The 19,700-nt window shown below is 74.1% G+C and carries 19 protein-coding genes; 7 read left to right on the forward strand and 12 right to left on the reverse strand.

Translation table 11 applies throughout. The features are described from left to right. Positions 1-36: 36 nt before the first annotated feature. The 5 genes from WME76_RS33210 to WME76_RS33230 form a co-directional block, all read right to left on the reverse strand. Entirely contained in the window at positions 37-1,344 is a 1,308-nt protein-coding gene (locus WME76_RS33210) for a hypothetical protein (RefSeq protein ID WP_437956245.1), read from the reverse strand. Further along, on the reverse strand, positions 1,341-2,261 hold the full coding sequence (locus tag WME76_RS33215) for a hypothetical protein (RefSeq protein WP_437956246.1): 921 nt from the start codon (positions 2,259-2,261) through the stop codon (positions 1,341-1,343). Before WME76_RS33215 ends, WME76_RS33210 begins: the two co-directional genes overlap by 4 nt. Further along, positions 2,258-3,097, reverse strand: a complete 840-nt coding sequence (locus tag WME76_RS33220) for a hypothetical protein (protein ID WP_437956247.1) — start codon at positions 3,095-3,097, stop codon at positions 2,258-2,260. Before WME76_RS33220 ends, WME76_RS33215 begins: the two co-directional genes overlap by 4 nt. Further along, a complete protein-coding gene (locus tag WME76_RS33225; protein WP_061617235.1) occupies positions 3,072-3,881 on the reverse strand; it encodes a ParA family protein in 810 nt (269 codons plus the stop codon). The genes WME76_RS33220 and WME76_RS33225 overlap by 26 nt, the downstream gene beginning before the upstream one ends. Positions 3,882-3,994: 113 nt before the next feature. After that, on the reverse strand, positions 3,995-4,411 hold the full coding sequence (locus tag WME76_RS33230) for a hypothetical protein (RefSeq protein WP_061617236.1): 417 nt from the start codon (positions 4,409-4,411) through the stop codon (positions 3,995-3,997). 268 nt (positions 4,412-4,679) lie between these two features. On the opposite strand from WME76_RS33230, the gene WME76_RS33235 reads away from it, so the two are divergent. From WME76_RS33235 to WME76_RS33250, 4 genes are all read left to right on the forward strand, one after another. After that, positions 4,680-7,277, forward strand: a complete 2,598-nt coding sequence (locus WME76_RS33235) for a TonB family protein (RefSeq protein WP_437956248.1) — start codon at positions 4,680-4,682, stop codon at positions 7,275-7,277. Further along, positions 7,274-8,050: a hypothetical protein gene (locus tag WME76_RS33240; RefSeq protein ID WP_437956249.1), complete on the forward strand. Its 777-nt coding sequence runs from the start codon at positions 7,274-7,276 to the stop codon at positions 8,048-8,050. Before WME76_RS33235 ends, WME76_RS33240 begins: the two co-directional genes overlap by 4 nt. Beyond that, positions 8,047-8,577: a hypothetical protein gene (locus tag WME76_RS33245; RefSeq protein ID WP_437956250.1), complete on the forward strand. Its 531-nt coding sequence runs from the start codon at positions 8,047-8,049 to the stop codon at positions 8,575-8,577. Before WME76_RS33240 ends, WME76_RS33245 begins: the two co-directional genes overlap by 4 nt. A 129-nt stretch (positions 8,578-8,706) precedes the next feature. Next, entirely contained in the window at positions 8,707-9,636 is a 930-nt protein-coding gene (locus WME76_RS33250; RefSeq protein WP_437956251.1) for a hypothetical protein, read from the forward strand. Between the two features lie 50 nt (positions 9,637-9,686). On the opposite strand, the gene WME76_RS33255 is transcribed toward WME76_RS33250, so the two are convergent. The 5 genes from WME76_RS33255 to glgC form a co-directional block, all read right to left on the reverse strand. Then, complete coding sequence (locus WME76_RS33255; RefSeq protein ID WP_437956252.1) at positions 9,687-10,601, reverse strand: alpha/beta hydrolase; 915 nt, start codon at positions 10,599-10,601, stop codon at positions 9,687-9,689. A 31-nt stretch (positions 10,602-10,632) separates the two neighbouring features. Further along, complete coding sequence (locus WME76_RS33260) at positions 10,633-11,382, reverse strand: RsmE family RNA methyltransferase (RefSeq protein ID WP_437286236.1); 750 nt, start codon at positions 11,380-11,382, stop codon at positions 10,633-10,635. Further along, positions 11,379-12,344, reverse strand: coding sequence for a 50S ribosomal protein L11 methyltransferase (locus WME76_RS33265; protein WP_437956253.1), 966 nt, complete (start codon positions 12,342-12,344; stop codon positions 11,379-11,381). The genes WME76_RS33260 and WME76_RS33265 overlap by 4 nt, the downstream gene beginning before the upstream one ends. A gap of 123 nt (positions 12,345-12,467) precedes the next feature. Next, on the reverse strand, positions 12,468-13,163 hold the full coding sequence (locus WME76_RS33270; RefSeq protein WP_437956254.1) for a metallophosphoesterase: 696 nt from the start codon (positions 13,161-13,163) through the stop codon (positions 12,468-12,470). A 245-nt stretch (positions 13,164-13,408) separates the two neighbouring features. After that, on the reverse strand, positions 13,409-14,677 hold the full coding sequence (gene glgC, locus WME76_RS33275) for a glucose-1-phosphate adenylyltransferase (protein WP_061614391.1): 1,269 nt from the start codon (positions 14,675-14,677) through the stop codon (positions 13,409-13,411). A 490-nt stretch (positions 14,678-15,167) separates the two neighbouring features. Between glgC and WME76_RS33280 the strand changes: the two genes are divergently transcribed. Continuing rightward, on the forward strand, positions 15,168-15,872 hold the full coding sequence (locus WME76_RS33280) for a hypothetical protein (RefSeq protein ID WP_437956255.1): 705 nt from the start codon (positions 15,168-15,170) through the stop codon (positions 15,870-15,872). 48 nt (positions 15,873-15,920) lie between these two features. Here WME76_RS33280 and WME76_RS33285 read toward each other — a convergent pair whose 3' ends face one another. Together WME76_RS33285 and WME76_RS33290 are read right to left on the reverse strand one after the other, a co-directional pair. Further along, entirely contained in the window at positions 15,921-16,307 is a 387-nt protein-coding gene (locus WME76_RS33285) for a hypothetical protein (protein WP_433929367.1), read from the reverse strand. Between the two features lie 103 nt (positions 16,308-16,410). After that, the gene (locus WME76_RS33290; RefSeq protein WP_437956256.1) at positions 16,411-16,779 is read right to left on the reverse strand and encodes a hypothetical protein; all 369 of its coding nucleotides are present in this window, start codon (positions 16,777-16,779) and stop codon (positions 16,411-16,413) included. Between the two features lie 207 nt (positions 16,780-16,986). Here WME76_RS33290 and WME76_RS33295 point away from each other — a divergent pair, with 207 nt between their 5' ends. Both WME76_RS33295 and WME76_RS33300 read left to right on the forward strand, forming a co-directional pair. Continuing rightward, complete coding sequence (locus tag WME76_RS33295; RefSeq protein ID WP_437956257.1) at positions 16,987-18,885, forward strand: chloride channel protein; 1,899 nt, start codon at positions 16,987-16,989, stop codon at positions 18,883-18,885. Positions 18,886-19,213: 328 nt separating this feature from the next. Further along, positions 19,214-19,681 carry a response regulator gene (locus tag WME76_RS33300; protein ID WP_433929372.1) on the forward strand — a complete coding sequence of 156 codons (468 nt, stop codon included), beginning with the start codon at positions 19,214-19,216 and terminating at the stop codon, positions 19,679-19,681. Positions 19,682-19,700 lie beyond the last annotated feature (19 nt).

Consider the following 19,700-nt stretch of genomic DNA (forward strand, 5'->3'; position numbering starts at 1 on the left):
TCGCGAGATCCAGGTGCTGGATTCAAGCCGAGGTCGTCACCACCTGTCCTCGGCCGCCTCCACCCTCACCTCGCACGCCTCATCGCCCCGGAGCGGCGACTTCGTCTCTTGCACCCGGAACCGCGTCCCCAGCTTGAACAGCGCGCCGTACGTCTCCGCGGCGATGGGCCGCTCCGTCTCGAAATCCACGCGGTGCAGGAGCTGCATGATCGCGAGCGCCGTCCCCTGCTGGAACAGGAGCCGCCCCCGCGCCGTGGGGCCGTGCTTCATCGCGTAATACGCGCTCTCGTGCGTCATCGGCGCGCGCAGCACCAGCACCCGGCCCGGCTGGAACTCCGGCGCTGAGAGCGCCCCCCAGCCGAGCGCGCGAGCGAGCCCGAGGAGCTGCTCCAGGCGCTCGTGCTGGTCCCGGCCCACCGGGCCGCACGCCGCCTCGAACGACGCGGACGCGAGCATCCCACCGAGCAGGTGGAACGCGCCCGTCTGCGCCGCCTCCCGCACGAGCGCCTCGAACACCGGGACCAGCTCCGGAGACCGCCGCTCGATGAGGTGCACCGTGTCGAACGTCTTCTGATGCACGTACCCCACCGGCAAGAGCGCCAGGTTCACGCCGTACGCGGAGATGAGGCCGCGCTCGTCGGCCCGGAGCGCCCCGAGCTCCTCGAGCATCGCGATCCCCGTGCGCCGCGCCCGCGCGGCGGCGCCGCTCTCGAACGCCCAGCTCACCCGCGCCGACTCGACCACCTTGCGCGTCAGCGCCTCGCCGAAGCGCGGCCGCTCCGACCGCCGCGTGAGCAGGAACGTGCAGACCGCGTCGCCCCGCGCGACGCACGTCACCTCGTCCGCGTCGAGCCGCCCCCAGTCGGACGGGAACGCGAGGCTCGCCGCCGCCGCGCAGTAGCCGGACGCGAACGCGTCCATGACCATCCGGTTCTGGATCCGACCGCCGTACTTCGCGAGGAAGCTCGTCCCGTGGAAGAGCGACGCGGCGTGCACCGCGCCGCCCTCCGCGCTCAGCTCGAACCGGAGCCGCCCCTGCCCCATCGCGGCGAACAGATCGGCCGCGAGCTCGAGCTTCTCCCGCGGCGAGGCGCCGTGGCGCTCGGCGTACAGGGGGCCGAGCAGCGCGTGCGCCGCCTCGAACGCCGCCTGCCGGCGCACGCCGCGGCTCTCCCCGCCCAGCGCGTCGAAGATCGTCTGCTCCAGGAAGAGCGAGAAGTGGTGCGAGTGCGCGATCACGAGCTGATCCGCCACGTGGAGCAGGCAGTGCGGCTCGATCGGGCCGAGCAGATCGTCGAGGGGGCCCTCGATGCGGCCCCGCAGGCCTTGCCGCAGCGACGTCACAGGAGCCTCCGCAGCGCGGCGCGCTCCAGGCCGAGGATGTCCGCCACCGCCGTCTCGATGAGCAAGACCGCCTCCGCGCCGAGCTCGTCCGGGTGCTCCAGCGCGAGCGGCGTCAGCCCGGCGCGCAGCGCGAGCCGCAGCCGCGCGACGTGCGGCTCGGGCGCGCGGGACTCGAGCAGCGCGAGCAGCCGCTCGGTCCGCGCGACCTCGGCCGAGGGCGGCTCGACCGGCGGCGGCGTCCCGCTGCTCCGGCGCGACGGGATGCTGCTGGACGAGCCCCGCGGCGGCGCCGAGCGCGCGACCCCGCGCACGAGATCGTCGACCGTGTCGGCGCTGAGCGGATCCTCGAAGAACCCCGGCGGGTCGCTCAGCATCTCCTCGGGCGGCTCCTCGAGCGGCAGCTCGGGCGCGAGCGCCGCGGCGAGCCGCTGCGCCACGAGCCGCGCCATGCCGAGCGGCATCGTGCCGTCGAACAGGCTCGCGACGACGCACGCGCGGACGCGGCGCAGGAGCACGGTCCTGCCGCTCAGCTCCAGCGTGACCACCGGGTCCGGGAGCTCCTCGGCGCGGCCCTGCGATCCGGGCGGCTTGCTCGACGCGCGCGCGCCGCGGGCGCGGCTCGATCGGGCCTGCGCCTCGCGCTCCGGGACGAGCCGCTGGGCGGCGAGCTGGCTGCCGAGGTACGCGTCGCGGAGCCCGGCGGCCACGTCCGCGGGCGAGAGCGGCGCGCCCTCGCGGACGAACACGGCGTGGACGCGCGCGTCGCTGAGGTGGAACACCACGATCGCGTCGAGGCCGGCGACGCCGTAGCCGATGCTGTCGAGCGCGATCGGGGCGAGCGGATCGTCGTCGTCCAGCGCGCCCGCGGCCGCCATGAGCCCACGATCGAGCGAGGGCTCGCCGTGGTCCGCGCTCACCCGACGACCCCGACCGCGGCGTCGAGCGCGTGCTGGCACGCGATGCGGACGGCGTGCGCCTCGCGCGGCATGAGCGGGCTCGGGCGCATCAGGCCGACGATGTACGCGGCGGAGCGCACCTGGAACCCGATGAGCTGGAAGAACGGCCCGTCGCCGGCGCAGAGCTCGAAGCGCTGCGACGGGGCGCCGGGCAGCGCCGCCACGAGCGAGCCGATCGCCGAAGCGATGAGGCCCGAGGCGGCGAGCCTCGCCTCCGTGTCGCGGATCGCGCCGGCGAACGGGAGCCCGGCCGCGTCCGCGAGGAACACGTCCGTCGCGCCGGTCGCCTCGGCGATCCACTCGATCACCCGCTCGCAGCGCGCGACCGGCCCGGCGGCGGAGAGGTCCGGGAAGCGCGGGGCGCGGCCCGCCGCGAGCGCCGCGATCGCGTCGTCGAGCCGCTCCGCGCGCCGCCCGGACAGGGCCGCGTACGAGGCCGACGAGGCGGGCGACGGCAGGTCGAGCGCCGCGCCGTGCCGCGAGTCGACGTCGTCGGCCGAGGGGGGCAGCGCGCTCCGGAGGCCGATCTCGCCGCTCGCGCCCGGGCTCGACAGGGGCAGGAGATCGCTCGACGGCGCGAGCTCCTCGAACGCCGGCGACAGCGGCGACATCGGCGGCGAGGAGATCGGCTCCGGCTCCGGCCGCGTGGGCGGCGGCCGCGACTCGAACGACACGAGCGGCGCGGCCGCGGGCGCGATCGACGGCGCGCGCGCCTTGCGGGGCCTCGGCCGCTTGACGAGCGCCGCGGCGGTGGCGACGGCGCCGTCGAGGTCAAAGGAGGAGCGAGATCGGGCCATCGTCATCGTCCGGCGAGGTGGGCTCCAGGCGAACGAGCACGTCGTTCGCGAGCTGATCGAAGACCCGCGCGAGCGGCGGTGGCCGCTTCTGCATCAGCAGGAGCGGCGCGCCGCGGAGCGACGCCTCGAGGAACGCGCCGTCGCGCGGGATGACGGTGTCGAGGATGATCCCGTCGGGGAACCTGGTCCAGAGCGCCTCGGCGACGTCGAGCGACGCGGGCGCCTGCCGGTCGAACATCGACAGCACCATGCCGATGAGCGAGAGGCGCGGGTTCTTCTCGGCGCGGACGCGGTCGATCACGGCGAGGAGCTGGCCGACCGAGCGGAGCGCCAGCGGCTCGGCCTGGAGCGGCATGAGCGCGTGCGTCGCCACCTCGAGCGCCCGCGTCGTGACCTTGCCGAGCCCCGCGGGGCAGTCGACGACCACGACGTCGAAGTCCGGCGCGAGCCGCGCGAGCACGCTGGGGAGCACGGGCGCGCGGGCGAGCGCGTCCTCGAAGCCCGCGACGGTCGTGGGGTCGACGCGGCCGACCGTGAGCACCTGGAGCTGCGGATCGCGCGTCCGGAGCAGCACCGACTCGAGGCGCTCGGCGCCCGTGAGCAGCTCCGCGATGCCCGGGCGCGCGCGGTCGGCGAGGCCCAGCGACAGCCCGAGGCTCCCCTGCGCGTCGACCTCGAGGATCAACACGCGATGGCCGGCGCGCGCGAGGGCGAGCCCCAGGTTGAGGGAAATCGTGGTCTTTCCCACGCCGCCCTTCTGGCTCGCGACCGCAATGACGTACATGGACTCCCTGACGGCGCACACCCCGGCGCCCGGGGAGCATCCTAACAGGACGGGTGCCGCAGGAAACCAGTGCCGCGCTCGGCGCCCCAGGGCGGGGCCGCCGACGCGCGGGGCTACAGCAGCGAGATCCGCTTCATCAGCGTGCCGCACAGGTCGCTCTGCGGGTTGCGCTCGCGCTCGATGGTGAGGCCGGCGCGGAAGATCTTGTCGGCGCTCTCGAGGTTGCCGAGCACCACGTGGCACAGCCCGAGGAGCTCGTGGTCGCCGGGGTCGCCGTGGATCGAGACGAGCTCCGTCAGGGCGGGCACCGCGGCGCGGTGGGCCTCGATCATCGCGTCGGTCGGCGTCGACGGGACGCCCTTGGCGAGGATCATGAGCCGCAGCACCTGCCGCTGGTCCTCGGGCCGGTGCTTGAGAAACTCGGGCTTCTGGAAGAGATCGCGGTACCCCCGGTAGGCGGCGTCGAGGTCGCCCCCGCGCGCAAGGGTGACGATGGACTTGACCGCCTGGACGAGCGCCTCATTCGCCATGAGGAGACGATACACGGGCCCGCGCCGCGCGGGGAAGACGCCGCTGCGACGCCCGCGCTTCCGTCGCCGGCGAGCGCGGGCGCTGCGCTTGCGGCGCCGCTGTGCGCCGTGGTAGTCGCGTGGGGCTCTCTTACCCATGCGCGCGTCTGGAGCAGAAGCAGGGACGGCGGGGCCTCGCGCCGACGCGCGGCGCGCGTCCGCTCCGGAGGGCGCCGCAGAGTTCGCTGCTCGTGCATCGAAGCGATCTGCCGTGTCGAGGAGCCGCTGGGTGTTCGCCTGCTGTCTGTCGACCAGCGCCAGCGCCAGCGCCGCCGTCGCGCTCGCCGCGCCGGCGGCGCTCGCGCAGCCCGGCGCGGCCGCGCCGCCGCAGATCCTCGAGCACGTCGACCCGGTGTACCCGCCCGAGCGGCTCGCCGAGGGCATCGACACCACGGTCACGCTGTTCGTCACGGTCGAGAAGGACGGCACGGTCAGCGACGCGGCCGTCGCCGAGTCGGGCGGCGCGGGGTTCGACGAGGCCGCCCTGAACGCCGCGCGGCGGTGGCGCTTCTCTCCGGCCATGCGCGACGGCGCGCCGGTGCGGGCGCGGATCCGCGTGCCGTTCCACTTCGCGCCGGGCCCGCACGAGGCGCAGCCCGAGCCGGCGCCGGCGACGCCGGAGCAGGCGGCGGCGTCCCCGGCGCCCGCGCCCGAGGCGCCGAGGCCGGTGGAGTTCGCCGGGGGCGTCGCGGGCCCGCACGCGGTGGCCGAGCCCGGCAAGCCGATCGAGATCCACGTGCAGGGCCGCCCGAACCCGCCCCGGCGCGCGTCGAGCGACTTCCGGATCGGCCGCGCCGCGCTCTCCGCCGCGCCGCACGCGACCGCGGCCGACCTCCTGCGCACCGCGCCCGGCGTGCACGTGGCGCACCCCGAGGGCGAGGCGGTCGCGCAGCGCATCTTCCTCCGCGGCTTCGACGCCGAGCACGGCCAGGACGTCGAGCTCCGGGTCGGGCCGATCCCGCTGAACCAGCGCTCGCACGTGCACGGCCAGGGCTACGGGGACCTCAACGTGATCATCCCCGAGGTCGTGCGGTCGCTCCGCGTCGTGGAGGGCGTGTACGACCCGCAGCAGGGCGATTTCGCGGTCGCGGGCAGCGCGTACTTCGACCTCGGCGTGGAGGATCGCGGGCTCCTGCTCAAGGGGACGCTCGGCTCGTTCGGCGCGCGGCGGCTGCTCGCGATCTGGGCGCCGGAGGCGCAGTCGGAGGACACGTTCGGGGCCGCCGCGGTGCGCGCCACCGACGGCTTCGGCGACGGCACGCGGGGGGCGATCTCGGGCGCCGCGGTCGGCCAGTACCGGATGCCGCTGCCGGACGAGTTCTCGCTGCTGCTCCACGTGGCGGCCCACGGCAGCCGCGCGAACCTCGCGGGCGTGCTCCGGCGGGACGACATCGAGGCCGGGCGCGTCGGCTTCCACGACGCGTACCGCGACCCGTCGGCCCGCTCGCAGTCGGCCGCGTCGACCCGGCTCCAGGTGGCGCTCTCCGCGGAGCGGTCGGACGACGACGGGTCCCAGAAGAGCGCGTGGCTCTGGGCGATGACGTCCGGGTACCGGAGCCGGATGAACTTCACCGGCTACACGCAGCGCTCGCGCGAGCGGCCCGCGTGGGCCGGCCGGGGCGATCTCATCGAGCAGTCGAACGAGGACGCCGCGCTCGGCGGGGGCCTCGCCTACCGCACGCCGCGCGTCCCGCTCGCGTCGTGGCTCCACGGCCAGGTGGCCGTCGGGGCCGAGGTGCAGACCGACGGCATCGATCAGGCGCAGAGCCTGCTCCAGCCGCCGCAGAACGAGACCTGGGATCGCCGCGTCGACGCGTCGATCCGGCTGACCGGGATCGGCGTGCACGGCGACGCGCTGCTCGAGCTGTCGCGCTGGGCGCGCCTGCGCGGCGGGGCCCGCGCGGACGTGCTCGTCTTCGACGTGGACGACCGCCTCGGCAACTTCATCCCGGCGTTCCAGAAGGAGACGCACATCCAGGGGTTCCGGCGCACGGCGGCGGGCGTGGCGTTCGGCCCGCGGGCCACGCTGGAGGTCGACCCCCTGCCCGCGCTGCGCCTCTCCGCCGCGTACGGCCACGGCTACCGCTCCCCGCAGGCGCGGCAGCTCGAGGAGGGCGAGAACGCGCCGTTCGCGACCGTGAGGAGCTACGAGGTCGGCGCGACGGTGCGCCCCGGCGGGGGCCTCAGCGCGACGGCGGCCGCCTACGAGACGCGCCTCTCCTACGATCTCGCGTTCGACGCGGCCGAGGGCGGGCTCGCGCGCATCGGCCCGACGACGCGCCGCGGGGTCGTCGTCTACCTGCAGGCGGCGCCGAGCCCGGCGCTGACCGCGGGTGTCAGCGCGACCCTGGCCCACGCCACGCTGGACGCGCCGCCCCCGCCGACGCCCGAGAACCCGACGCCGCCGTACGTCGAGGGGCAGCAGCTCCCGTTCGTGCCGCCCGTGGTGGTGCGCGCTGATCTATCGGTGAAGAGATCGCTCGTCACGATCGCGGGACGGCCGATCGAGGGGCGGCTCGGCTACGGCGCGACGTTCCTCTCGGCGCGGCCGCTGCCCTACGCGCAGAGCGCCGCGCCGGTCCTCGTGATGGACGCCTCGCTGTCGCTCCGGCGGAGCCTGCGGGTCGGCGGCGATCCCGCGCAGGAGGGCCCCTGGATCGAGGTCGGCGTGGAGGCGCAGAACCTGCTCGACGCGGAGCACGCGGACACCGAGTACTCGTTCGTCTCGAACTGGCAGACCACGCCGTTGCCCTCGGCGCTCCCGGCCCGGCACATCAGCGCGGGGCCGCCGCTCACGGTCCTCGGCAACGTGACGCTCTCGCTATGAACGATCGCCGCGCTCGCCACGATGGCAAACGTCGCTCCGCCGCGCGCGGCCTGCTCGCGCTCGCGCTCTGTGGCGCGCCGACGCTCCTCGGCTGCGCCGGCACCGGCCAGCCGGAGGTCTCGTACCTCGCGTACGCCGAGGCCGCGCCGCCCGGGGAGATCGCGGCCGGCGGCTGGACGGTCGCGCTCGACGAGGCGGCGGTGGCGTTCGGCCCGGTCCAGTTCTGCGCGGCCGCGTCCGGATCCGCGACGCTGTGCAGCACCGCGATCGCCGAGCTGCTCTCGATCGCGCAGGTCGATCTGCTCGCCCCGGAGCCGCAGCCGCTCGGTCGGGTCCGCGGCTTCGAGGGGGAGATCCGGAGCGCGTCGTTCGACTACGGCATCCACTGGTTCCTGACCGAGTCGGCGCCGGCGCGATCGCCCGCGGCGCCCGGGGGACACTCGGCCCACCTGCGCGGGCGCGCGACGCGCGGCGACGACGTGCTCGAGTTCGTGGCCGACGTCGACGCGGCGCCGCAGTTCCAGGGGCAGCGCGCCGTCCCGAGCGTCGCGGCCGCGGCGACCGTCGGCGCCGAGCCGGTGCGCCTCGCGGTCCGGTTCGACGTGGGCGCGTGGCTCGCGCGGGTCGATTTCGACGCGGTGCTCGAGGGCGCCGGGGGCGAGGGCGGAACGACCGAGGCGGTGATCGCGCCGGGGTCGCGCGCGCACAACGCGCTGGTGATCGCCATGACGGCGCAGAGCCCGCCGGAGTTCGTCTGGTCGGAGGCGCCGTGAGGGGGCGCCGCGGCGCGGCCGCCGGCGCGACAGCGCGCGGGCGGACGGCGCGGCGGCCGCTCCTCGGGCCTGCGCGCGGTCGCGCGGCCGGGCTGCGCGCGGGCTCGAGCGCGCGGTGGATCGCGCTGCTCGCGCTGCTCGCGCAGCTCTCGGGGCTGGCGCACGCGCTGCTCGTGCGGCACGCGCGCTGCGAGCACGGCGAGCTGGTCCACGTCGGCGCGCTCGTCGACGCCGGCCACGGCGCCGCCCGCGCCGCGCTGCCGGCCGCCGCCGCGGCGCCGCCGCAGGCCGAGGGCGGCGCGCCCGGCCCCGGGGACCGGGTCGCCGCGCAGGACGCGCTGCCCCACCTCGACGACGATCACTGCGACGCGTTCGCGCTGCGCGGCCAGCTCGGCGCGCCCGTTCACCGCGTGGGCGAGGCCACCCTGCTCGAGGTGCTCCGCCTCGCCGCGCTCCGGCCCTCTCCGGAGGTCCGGCCGATCCCCTTGCTGATCCTGGCGCCGAAGAGCTCTCCGCCCGCGGCCTGAGCTGCGAGGTGAGCGGGTGATGCGGGCGCGGGGCGCGCGAGACGGCGCGGGCCCGCGCTCGGCCCACGTGACGGGCGGCGCGCGGGTGCGCGCTCGTCCGGAGTTTTCGACGACAGAGGAGCCAGGATCATGGAGAGAGCGAGAGAGACAGGGATGCTGGTCGCGGCGTGCGCGCTCGCGCTGGTCGCGGGGTGCGGCGGAGAGGACGGCGCGGGGTCCGGGACCGGCGCCGTGCAGATCTTCGTCGAGCCGGAGGACACCATCCCGGAGGGCCTCGAGCCGGGCACGGGGGAGGAGAACGTCGCGGACGGCTGGCGGGTCACGTACGAGAAGTTCCTCGTGATGATCGGCAACGTGCGCGCGGCGCGCTCGGACGCCGAAGAGACGCTGCGCGATCCCTCGGTGTTCGTGCTCGACCTCAAGAATGCGCCGGCCACGAGGTACGTGATCGCGGAGTTCGAGGACGTGAGCGCGGTGCGCTGGGACCGCTTCGGGTTCGACCTCCCGAACGCGCGGGAGGGGGTGAAGTCGCTGTCGCCCACCTCGGAGGGCGACGTGGCGTTGATGGTCGACAACGGCTACTCGGTGTTCTTCGAGGGGTCGATCGAGAAGGAGGGCGGCGAGTCGTGCCCGCGCGGCGAGGCGTGCGTCCCCGCGGAGAAGGTGCGCTTCAGCTGGGGCCTCTCGGCCGGGACGTCGTTCGACGACTGCGCGACCGAGGACGAGCTGACCGGCTTCAGCGTGCCGACCGGCGGGACGATCGCGGTGAAGCCGACCATCCACGGCGATCACTGGTTCTTCAACAACATCACCGCGGGCGCGGAGATCACGAAGCGCTACGCGCAGTACATCGCCGACAGCGATCTCGACGGCGACGGCGAGACGACGATCGACGAGCTCAGGGAGGTGAAGGTCGCCGAGGTCTTCGGCCAGGACTACAACCTCGGCGGCGCGCTCGGGGTGATCGAGACGGCGTACGACTACGTCGTCGCGCAGGCGCGCACGCTCGGCGACTTCCAGGGCGACGGCGAGTGCCCGACGCGCGCGGTGCTGCCGTGATCGGGTGAAGGCGGCGGGGCGCGCCGGTCACGATGGCCGGCGCGGGCCGCCTAGCGCGGCTCGCGCTCGCGCCAGAAGGCGAACGCCTCGTCCAGGTAGATCTCCCTCGCGCCGTGGCCGACCGGGTGCTCGGCGACGCGCACGGGCCAGCCCGCGCCGCGCAGCACGTCGGCGAGGGCGCGGGCCGAGCGGCCCACCGTGTCGTGGGCGCCGAAGCCGATGTAGAACGGCCTGGGCTCGAGCGTCGCGAGCTCGGGCGTCGCCTGGCCTCCCCCGCCGGACATCGCGCCATAGCCGTCGGCGACGATGCCGCCGCGCAGCGCGAGCGCCGCGGCGAAGAACGCGCCCGACGACGAGCCGGCGACGTACACCCGCGAGAACGGGGCGCCGGCGATCTCCTCGAGCTTCCGCCGCTTCTCCGCGAACGTCGCCACGAACGCAGCGGCGTGCTTCTCGTACGCGGGCGCGCCCGTCGGCCAGCCCCACCAGCTCGCGTACCCCTTCGGCGCGAGGCCGACCTTGCCGCGCGGCATCAGCGCGGCGACGCCCGCGCGCCGGGAGGCGCGCGACACGACCGTCTCGAAGTTGGTCTTCTGCTGGCTGTCCTTCCCCGGCGGGACGATCCCGTGGAGGTAGATGAGCAGCGCGCGCGTCGGCGCGTCGGGCAGCACGTAGCAGGTCTCCTCGTCGAGCGCGTCGACGCCGTCGATGCACCAGTCCGTCTCGACCCGCGGCGGGCGCGCCCGAGGCCACGGCGCCAGCGCTGCCTGCGCGCTCGTCGACGCGGTCAAGGCCGGGGGCCGCGGCGACGCCGGGGCGGGCTCTGCTCGAGCAGGCGCCGCGCCGTCACGCGCCAGCGCAGGCCTGCTCCTCGGCGCGTCCGCGGCGCTGTTGCACGCGCAGGAAACGACCACGAGCGCCGTGAAGAGCCGCGCGATCCGCCCGCCGGGCGCAGCGCCGTTCATGGCGCCTCGAGGCGACGCTCCCGCCGGCCCATCACCCCGCCCGCGCGTCGCTCACCGCGATCAGCGCCCCGAGCGCCGCCGCGCACACCGTCTCCGTGCGCAACGTCAGCGTGCCGAGGCGCACGCGCTCGAACCCGAGCGCCGCGCACACGCCGAGCTCCTCCGGCGTGAAGCCGCCCTCCGGACCGACGGCGAACGCCGCCTCCATGCCCGGCGTGAGCGCCGCGAGCCGCGCGCCGAGCGGCGTCTCCGCGTACGGGTCCAGGCACATCCCCAGCGCGCCCCCGCCTCCGGCGCGCGCCTCCGCGAGCGCCGCCGCGAGGCTCATCGGCGCGTCCACCCGCGGCGCGTCCCCGCGGCCGCACTGGCGCGCCGCCTCCACCGCGATCCGGCGCCAGCGCTGCCCCTTGTCCTCCGCGGGCCGCGCCACGCTGCGCGCCGAGATCGCCGGGATGATCCGCGTCGCCCCGAGCTCGGTCGCGTCGCGCACCACCGCGTCCATCTTGTCGCCCTTGCCGACCGCCTGGATCCACGTCACCCGCCGCCCGGGCCGCAGCGCCGCCGGGCGGGGCGCCTCGATCCGCGCCTCCGCGCTGCGCCGGCCGACCGACTCGAGCGTCGCGTCCGCCTCGACCCCGAGCTCCGGATCGAACACGACGAAGCGGTCCCCCTCGCGCAGCCGGTGCACCCGCACCACGTAGCTCGCCGTCTCCGCCGGCAGCGCGATCACGCCGGCCGCGATCGATCCGAGCGGCACCCGCAAGAGCCCCGGGCCGCTCATCCGGGCGAGGGCGCCGCGCCGCCCGGCACAGGAGCGCGGAACAGGAGCGCCACCCACCCCTCGCCGCCCGCGTCGCCGCGCCCCGCCGGCCGCGCCGCGCCCCGCTCGCCGCGCGGCGACGCCGGATCCGGCCGCGTCGCGACGTGCTCGAGCTGGAGCGACGTGTACCGCGCCACCAGGTCGTCGCGCTCGCTCTCGAGGATGCCCGACAGGATCAGCCGGCCGCCCGGCTCGAGCACGCGCGCGAGCTCCGGCGCCATCGGCCGGAGCACCCGCGCCTCGATGTTCGCGACGACCCACGGGAACCGCCGCGTCACCGCCTCGACCACGCCGGCGCTCGCGTCGACGCGGCCCTCGAGGCCGTTGCGCGCCGCGTTCTCGCGGACCACCTCGATCACGTCATCGTCGTTGTCGATCGCCACCGCCCGCTCCGCGCCGAGCAGCAGCGCGACCAGCGCGAGGATGCCGCTGCCCGTGCCCACGTCGAGGATCTCGCGGCCGCGGAGCTCCGCGGCGTGCTCGTCGAGGAGCTCCGCGACGAGCGCTGTCGTCGCGTGGAGGCCCGTGCCGAACGCCCGCCCGGGCTCGAGGAGGAGCGCCCGCTCGCCCTCGCCCCGCGGCGCGTGTTCGACCCACGGCGGCACGACCGTGATCGTGGGCGTCAGCGCGAACGGCGCGAAGTGCTCCTTCCACGCGTCGCGCCAGGCGTCGCCCACCACCTCCTCGAGCCGCGCGGCGAGCGGCGGATCGAGCTCCGCGAGGGTCGCGATCGCGGCGTTCGCCTCGTCGTGATCCTCGAAGCTCGCGACCAGCGTCACCTGGCCGGAGAGGGCGCCGCGCACGAGCGTCTGCTCGTCGCGCTGCTCCACGCCGGTGGCGCCCAGCTCGAAGAGCGCGGCGGCGATCTCGTCGGCCTCCGGCTCGGGGACATCGACTGCGACGAACGGGTATCGAGGCTCCACGTGGCTTGCTCCGTGTCGGGCCGCCGGCCTGAAGAGCGGCGGCGGCGCGGCCGGGAGCCTAACGAAAATCCCGCGCGGCGGGGCCGCCGATCGCGCGGAACCGCTGGAGGAAACGGAGCATTTTTAACGTCCGACGTAGCGGCGCCGCGACGGGACCGAGACGAGCACCTCGCCGCGCGCCGCCGGCGGGGGCACGCGCTCGCCGTCGTGGAGCACCATCGCCGTGAGGCGGCCGCCGTACACCGCGCCCGTGTCGATCCCTGTCGCCCACGCGTGCATCTGCGGCTCGCTCCGCGCGTTGTGCCCGAACACCACGTGCGGCGGGCCCTGGTACGTCTGACCCCACAGCGTCTTGCCCCCGCGGCGCTCGACCGGCTCGCCGTAGCGGCCGAGGCAGCGCACGTACATCAACGTGTGCGGGTCCTGCCGCTCGATCGGCAACCCGGGGATCAGGCCCGCGTGCACGACGCGCAGCCCGTGCTCCGGCAGATCCAGCCAGTACGGCAGCGTCTCGAGCCAGGCCCAGTCGCGCTTGCGGAGCAGCTGCGCCGTCTCCTTCGAGAGCTCCCCCAGCGGCTCGCCGCGCGGGTCGCTGCGCCCCGCGCGCCAGCGGAGCAGCCGGTCCTCGTGGTTGCCCCGCACCGAGATCGCGCCGAGCTCCCGGAGCAGGTCGAGCGTTCCGCACGGATCCGGACCGCGCACGATCAGATCGCCGACCATGACGACCCGGTCGCCCGACGCGAAGCCGACGTGCTCGATCAGCCGCGCCAGCTCATCCCGGCAGCCGTGAACGTCACCGATGATGATCGTGCGCGGCATCTCACACCCAAGGTAGCAGGGACGCCCGGTCCAGGGGGCGCCGAGGCCCCGACCTGCCGCGCGCAGCCCGACCGCGCGGCCCCGCGCCCGGCGAGCCCCCGCCGCGCCCGGGCGCCATGAACAGCGATTTTTCCTGAAATTCCGGACACATGGACGCGCTTCGTCGCCAGGCGGCCGGGCTCATCGGCCGCCGGCGGCGCGGTCGCCGCGCGAGCGCGCGGCGACCGGGGTTCCGGTCAGGAACGTTACGGGGAGTCGATCTTCGCGCGCTTCGGGATCACGACGATCCCGCCCTCGCTGACGAACCACTTCTTGCGGTCCTCCTCGAGGTTGAAGCCGATCTCGGCGCCCGCGGGGATCTCGACGTCCTTGTCGATGATGCAGCGGCGGAGCTTGACGTGACGCCCGATCTTCACGTCCTCGAACAGCACGCACTCCTCGATGTGGCTGAACGAGTTCACGCGCACCCGGTTCGAGAGCACGCTCCGGTGGATCCGGCCGCCGGAGATGATGCACCCGAGCGAGACGAGGCTGTCCGTGGCGATGCCGACGCGCGCGTTCGCCTCGTCGCGGAACACGAACTTGGCGGGCGGGTCGTGGCTGATGCCCGTCCGGATCGGCCAGCGCGGGTTGTAGAAGTTGAACGCCGGCTGGATGCTGACCAGATCCATCTGCGCCGCCCAGTACGCGTCGATCGTCCCGATGTCGCGCCAGTAGCCCGCGCCCTCGTCCTCGCCCGGCACGAGGTTCTCGTGGAAATCGTAGACGTAGACGCGGCTGCCGCTCTGGACCATCCGCGGGATGATGTCGCGCCCGAAGTCGTGCGCGCTGTCCTCCGTCGCGGCGTCCTGCTCGAGGACGTCGAGCAGCGCCGGGGTCTTGAAGATGTAGTTGCCCATCGAGGCGAGGCACATGCCCGGCCTGCCCGGCATGCTCGGCGGATCCTGCACCTTCTCGTGGAAGGCGATGATCCGCCCGGCCTCGTCGCACTCGATGACGCCGAAGGAACGGGCCTCCTCCTTCGTCACCGGGATGGCCGCGACGGTCACCTCGGCGTCGCGCGAGAGGTGCTCGTGCAGCATCTGGCGCACGTCCATCTTGTAGACGTGATCGCCGCCGAAGATGCAGAGGTGCTCGGGCGACTCGTCCGTGATGACGTGCTGGGTCTGGTAGACGGCGTCCGCCGACCCCTTGAACCAGCTCTTGCCCGTGCGCTGCTGCGCGGGGACGGTCTCGATGAAGCTGTCGAGCATCGGCGACAGGCGCCAGGCTCGGGCGATGTGCTCGTCTAGCGACGCGCTCTTGTACTGCGTGAGGATCTTGATTCGGTGCAGGCCGGAGTTGACGAAGTTCGAGAGGACGATGTCGATGATCCGGTAGCGGCCGCCGAACGGCACGGCTGGCTTCGCCCGATCGTGCGTGAGCGGGCCGAGCCGGCGGCCTTCACCGCCAGCGAGGATCATCACCAAAACCTTCGACGCTTCGAAAGCGGCGCGCAGGGTCGTCTCGCGCATGGGACGCAGAGGGTACTCGATCGGTGTTGCCAGCGCGAAGAGCGGAAACGCGCCCTCCGCGCATTCGAGGCGATCCGGGGCGCCGGGAGAGCGTCGCGGAGGCCGATGCGCCGCGGGGCGCGGCGCCGCGCGACGCGCCGCGGAGCTCGGCGCCGCGCGGCGCCACACCCGAGAATACCCGCGCGCGACAGGTCCCGCGGGCCCCGCGGGCCCCGCGTCGGCGAGCGCCGCGATCGGGCTCCTCCGGCGCGGCAACTCGCCGCGGCGCGGCGGCGGCGCGTCGGCCAGGTGGCCGCTCGCCGCTTGATGAAGCGCAGGGGACGTTTCCGTTTCTCTTTACGATCCGCTCGCGGCCGTGTTAGCCGTTTTTGCCGCCGCGCGCGCATGCGAGAGGCGCCTGATCCGCGCGCGGCGCACCGCTAGCCGAGGGCTACTCCAGCGCTGGATCTTTCCTGCTGGCGCGCCCGTCACGTTGACCTTTGGAGATGCCATGAACGTCCGATTCGGTCGAACCCTCGCCGCCGCTGTCCTCCTCGTCGCGGGCACTTCAGGGTGCGGAACGGACGAGCAGCCGTACCAGCCCAAGCCCGCGTTCAGCGGCCGCAAGCCGAACCTGCCCGCGGTGCCGACGCTGCCCGCGAAGAACAAGAAGCAGGGCGACGCCTACACGGTCTGGGGCGTCACGCACGATCTCCGGAGCCGCGTCCACTTCGAGGACGTGAACGGCAAGAAGCTCTCGATCATCGGCTACATCGTCAAGACGAACCTCGCGGACGCCCCGGCCTGCGCCGTGCACAAGACCGGCAAGGCCGACCCGACGGACTGCAAGGCGCCGGTCCCGAGCTTCGCGATCGCCGACGAGAAGGGCGAGACGAAGGACGTGATCGAGGTGATGGGCTGGGCCTCGAACTTCGCGCAGATCTACAGCATGATCGAGGCGATCGACAAGGCGCCGCGCGGCAAGGAGGGCGAGGCCAAGCTCACGGACGAGTTCTGGGGCCAGGAGATGCCGAACCCGATCCCGGCCGTCGGCGCGAAGGTGAAGGTCACCGGCACCTACGGCGTGACGTTCACGAAGTCGACCGGCGGCGCGGCCGCCAACCCGAAGTACGGCATCATGTCGGTCGAGCAGATCGAGTACCTCGAGCCGCCGACCGAGAAGGCCACCCTCCCCGGCATGAAGCGGCGCCCCTGACGCCCGCGCGCGCGGCGGCCCGCGCCGGGCCGCCGCGTCACGTGAGGTTCACGTGAGGATCGACCGGATCCCGCTGCTCGGCTCGGTCGCCGCCGACTCGAAGATCGCGTCGATGATCAGCCGGCGCGCCGCATCGTCGCTCGCCTCCCGGCGGTCGAGGCGCACCAGCGAGGCGGGCGCCTGGCGGATGACCGCGTCGAACGACTCGGCGTCGAAGCGGTACAGCTCCTCCGCGACGACGACGGCGTAGGGCTGCGACGCGGCGATCGTCGGCCGGAGCGAGCGCAGATCGCACTCGCGCACCGCGACCCCGAGCCGGGCCCCGACCTCCCGGCACACGGCGACGAACTCGGCAGGACAGCCGGCCACGATCACGAGAGGGATGGGCGGAGCGCTCGGGACCACGGCCTTGCGCGGCTTCGTACCGTCCTCCATACCCGGCTCAGGGTAGGCCATGACCTGAGTACGCCGGCAAGGGGTTTGTTTCGCCGAGCACCACGGCGCGTAGCCAGCCTACCCGCGCGCGAACGTCCTGCGCTCAGCGCACCCCGATGCTCGGCTGCACATGCCACCCGCGGCCCTCCTCCGCGCCGACGAAGCGGATCCGCCCGGACCGCTCCATGTCGTCGACAAGCTCCTCCGCCTCGAGCTGCGAGATGTCGATCCGGCCGCAGAGCACGTCCCGGAACTGCGTCTTGCCCTGCACGTAGTCGGCGTCGATCAGCGGGCCGAGCGTGGCCACGAGGATCTCGGCCGCCAGATCCAGCGCCAGCACGGGCGTGAACACGGCGTCGTCCGTCGTCCGGACGCTCTCGTCCGTCGTCTGGACCGCCGCGTCGCCCATCGCGACGCTCTCGTCCTCGGTGATGATGGTGCCGTACTCGACGGTGCTCGGATCGTTCGTCATTCCTTCACCTCGCCCACGCTCCGACCGGGCCCGGAGACCGCGCCCGCGTCGGGCTTCCTCCCACGCTCATGGAGCGCGGGAGCGCCGGGCGGAAGCCGGTCCCGTGAAGGCGCCGCCGAAGAAGTCGCGCCTGGCCGCGATTTCAGGCAGCAACCGGCGGAGAGATCAGGGAAGCTACCCGCCGGGGGGACCCTGAGCCCCGAAGTCATGATGTCGTCCCCCGAGGACTCCCACGCACGCCCCAGCCGCATGGGGGTCGCGCGCACCCCGCTACCCCGCGCGCAAGGGCCGATCGCCTTCCAGCTCGTCGGCCGGGTGCTCCTCCACGCGATCCTCGTCGGCGTGGCGGCCGGCATCGTCGGCTCGCTCTTCTTCGCCGCCCTCGAGCTCGCCGAGCACGAGCTCCTCCTCTCGCTCACCGGCTACGAGCCGCTCCGCGCGAAGGGCGAGTCGGTGTTCCGGGGCGCGCACTCCGGGCCGTTCCGGCCCTGGCTCGTCTGCATCCTGCCCGCGTTCGGCGCCCTCGTGGGCGGGCTGCTCACGGCGAAGCTCGCGCCGGAGACGCGCGGCGGCGGCAGCGACGCGTTCATCGCCGCGTTCCACCACAAGGCCGGCAACATGCGCAGGCGCGTGCCGGTGGTGAAGGCGCTCGCCGCCATCTTCACCCTCGGCTGCGGCGGCTCCGGCGGGCGCGAGGGGCCGACCATGCAGATCGGCGGCTCGATCGGCTCGATCATCGGGCGCGCCCTGCGCGTGGGCGCGCGCGAGCGGCGCATCCTGCTCATCGCGGGCGCGGCCGCGGGCATGTCCGCCGTGTTCCGGACGCCGCTCGGGGCCGCGCTCCTCGCCGTCGAGGTGCTGCACCGCGACGACTTCGAGGCCGACGCGCTCGTCCCGTCCATCCTCGCGAGCGTCGTCTCGTACTCCGTCTTCATCTACTTCTTCGGCGAGTCGACCCTGTTCGCGCACGCGCCGCGCTACCCGTTCGTCCCGGGCCACCTCCCCCTCTACGCCGCGCTCGCGCTCGTCGTCTCGCTGGTGGCCACCGTGTTCCTCCGGTCGATGCACGCCGTGGAGCACGCGATGCACCAGATCCGGCTGCCGATCTGGGCGAAGCCCGCGCTCGGCGGCCTCGCGCTCGGCGCGCTCGTGACGCCGCTGCTCATGCTCCTCGGGCCGCGCTTCGACCGGCCGGGGCAGGGCTTCGGGATGCTGGGCGCGGGCTACGGGGCGGCCCAGATCGCGATCACCGGCGCCTCGTGGATGCCGAGCGGATGGACGGCCGTGCAGCTCCTGCTCGTGGTGCTCGCCACGAAGATCGTCGCGACGTCGCTCACCGTGGGCTCGGGCGGCTGCGCGGGCGACTTCGGCCCGTCGCTCGTGCTCGGCGCGCTCACGGGCGGGGCCTTCGGGCGCGCGGCGGAGCTGCTCCTCAACGACCCGCGCATCGATCCCGGCGCCTTCGCGCTCGTCGGGATGGGCACGTTCTACGGCGGCATCGCGCACGTGCCGATCGCCTCGCTCGTCATGGTCTGCGAGCTCGCCGGCAGCTACGACCTGCTGGTGCCGCTCATGCTGTGCGAGGGCATCGCCTTCGTCGCGCTCCGGCACAGCACCCTGTACCGCGCCCAGGTCGCGACGAAGCGCGAGTCGCCGGCGCACCGGGACGAGCTCATCGTCGACGTGCTCCGCAGCATCTGCGTCGCCGACATCGTCATCCGCAGCCGCCCGTTCGTATCGTTCGACGCGCGGGCGCCCGCCACGAGCGTCGTCGAGCGCATCGCGGCCTGCGAGTGGCAGGACACGTTCCCCGTGCTCTCCGACGACGGCAAGGTCATCGGCACCATCGACGCCGAGATCCTCCGCGCCGCGGCGATGAGCCCCGAGCTCTCGGGGCTCGCGATCGCGCACGACATGATGATGAGCCCCGCCTCGGTCAGCGAGACGGAGGACCTGCACGGCGCGCTGCGGGTGCTGCTGGAGCACGGCGTGCGCGAGCTCCTGGTCACCGACGCCGACGGCAAGATCGTCGGCATCCTCGACGAGTCCGACATCACCCGCGCTTACCACGAGGCGACCGCGCAGCTCGAAGGTGCGGCGCAGTAGGAGCCGCGCGCCGGCTGGCACCCGCGCGGCGCGGCGCGGCGCGACGCTCGAAACAGGCAAGTTTTCGGCGCCCGCGCGCCCCCGCGCCTGGCCGGGAACGCCCGTGCTTCACGAATGCACGCGCTCGGCTGTCCCGGTCACGCGTCGCGCCGGCTCGCCGGTCGACCGCGTGAACGGGCGCAGCGATCGAGCGCGCGGCCGTCGCCCGGTTTCGGGAGTCTCCTGAGCTACCAATCTTGGATTCCACGCAGCGACGGAACGAGCGGTGTGGTGGATACTCTGGTTCATCCCTGGAATTCGGTCCGGAGAGCGCGCAGGGGAGAGGTTCATGCTGGTCGATACGCTCGGAGGTCGGACGGTGCGGCGCAACGCAGAGGTACGAACACGCTCGAGCGCGCCGAACAGCCGCGCCAAGCTGGTGGTGGTCGTCGACGACGAGCCAAGCATCCAGGAGGTCGTGAGCATGATCCTGGAGAGCGAGGGCGGCTACGAGGTGCGCTGCGCCTCGAACGGCGAGGAGGCGCTCGCGCTCCTCGACCAGATCGCCCCGCCGGATCTGCTCGTCGTCGACATCATGATGCCGGTGATGGACGGCTGGGGCTTGCTCACGGCGCTCCGGCACAACGAGAAGACGGCGCGTATACCGGTTATTGTTTCATCCGCGTCTTCAAAACATGACGCGACGAGCCTCGGTGTCGCTCGAGTGCTCCCGAAGCCCATCGACTACGACGCGTTTCTGGCCGCGGTCGACGAGCTCACCCGCTGCCGCGAGCGTCAGGCCCTCGACGCCGAGTGACGCCGCCCTTCACCGCCAC

The sequence above is a fragment of the Sorangium sp. So ce119 genome (assembly GCF_051524405.1).
In the GTDB taxonomy this organism is placed as follows: domain Bacteria; phylum Myxococcota_A; class Polyangia; order Polyangiales; family Polyangiaceae; genus Sorangium; species Sorangium cellulosum_G.

Bases quoted from the DNA above. Each gene is read 5' to 3' on its own strand.
- WME76_RS33220 (WP_437956247.1), bottom strand. From the start codon at position 3,097: ATGGCCCGATCTCGCTCCTCCTTTGACCTCGACGGCGCCGTCGCCACC.
- WME76_RS33225 (WP_061617235.1), bottom strand. From the start codon at position 3,881: ATGTACGTCATTGCGGTCGCGAGCCAGAAGGGCGGCGTGGGAAAGACC.
- WME76_RS33230 (WP_061617236.1), bottom strand. From the start codon at position 4,411: ATGGCGAATGAGGCGCTCGTCCAGGCGGTCAAGTCCATCGTCACCCTT.
- WME76_RS33240 (WP_437956249.1), top strand. From the start codon at position 7,274: ATGAACGATCGCCGCGCTCGCCACGATGGCAAACGTCGCTCCGCCGCG.
- WME76_RS33250 (WP_437956251.1), top strand. From the start codon at position 8,707: ATGGAGAGAGCGAGAGAGACAGGGATGCTGGTCGCGGCGTGCGCGCTC.
- WME76_RS33255 (WP_437956252.1), bottom strand. From the start codon at position 10,601: ATGAACGGCGCTGCGCCCGGCGGGCGGATCGCGCGGCTCTTCACGGCG.
- WME76_RS33260 (WP_437286236.1), bottom strand. From the start codon at position 11,382: ATGAGCGGCCCGGGGCTCTTGCGGGTGCCGCTCGGATCGATCGCGGCC.
- WME76_RS33270 (WP_437956254.1), bottom strand. From the start codon at position 13,163: ATGCCGCGCACGATCATCATCGGTGACGTTCACGGCTGCCGGGATGAG.
- glgC (WP_061614391.1), bottom strand. From the start codon at position 14,677: ATGCGCGAGACGACCCTGCGCGCCGCTTTCGAAGCGTCGAAGGTTTTG.
- WME76_RS33280 (WP_437956255.1), top strand. From the start codon at position 15,168: ATGAACGTCCGATTCGGTCGAACCCTCGCCGCCGCTGTCCTCCTCGTC.
- WME76_RS33285 (WP_433929367.1), bottom strand. From the start codon at position 16,307: ATGGAGGACGGTACGAAGCCGCGCAAGGCCGTGGTCCCGAGCGCTCCG.
- WME76_RS33290 (WP_437956256.1), bottom strand. From the start codon at position 16,779: ATGACGAACGATCCGAGCACCGTCGAGTACGGCACCATCATCACCGAG.
- WME76_RS33295 (WP_437956257.1), top strand. From the start codon at position 16,987: ATGATGTCGTCCCCCGAGGACTCCCACGCACGCCCCAGCCGCATGGGG.
- WME76_RS33300 (WP_433929372.1), top strand. From the start codon at position 19,214: ATGCTGGTCGATACGCTCGGAGGTCGGACGGTGCGGCGCAACGCAGAG.